Origin of the sequence: Aliirhizobium wenxiniae, assembly GCF_019511445.1 — a bacterium.
GTDB lineage: Bacteria > Pseudomonadota > Alphaproteobacteria > Rhizobiales > Rhizobiaceae > Neorhizobium > Neorhizobium wenxiniae_A.
The window spans coordinates 1-255 of sequence record NZ_JAEUAN010000125.1; the positions used below are offsets into that span (position 1 = coordinate 1).

The window sequence follows — 255 nt, forward strand, 5'->3', positions numbered from 1 at the left end:
TGATGAAGCACCAGAGCGAGGATGTCGGCCATCTCCCGATCGCCGCCCAGGCGACGCAGCATCTGGTCCTGCAACTGTCGAAAGGCCAGCGGCAATTCCAGGAAGGGAGCACCATTGCGCAGGGCACGAGGCTTGCGTTGGATAACGGCAAGGTAATGCCGCCAATCATAAATCGTTCGCGGTGGTTTGTCGTGACTGCGTTCTATGATCCGCGGATGTTCGCAGAGGATATTGCCCTCGGCTGCAACGACCAGC

General features: G+C 58.8%; 1 pseudogene. It reads right to left on the reverse strand.

Annotated elements, in window-relative coordinates:
• Positions 1-255: pseudogene (locus JNB91_RS30580) on the reverse strand (IS21 family transposase); the annotation flags it as partial.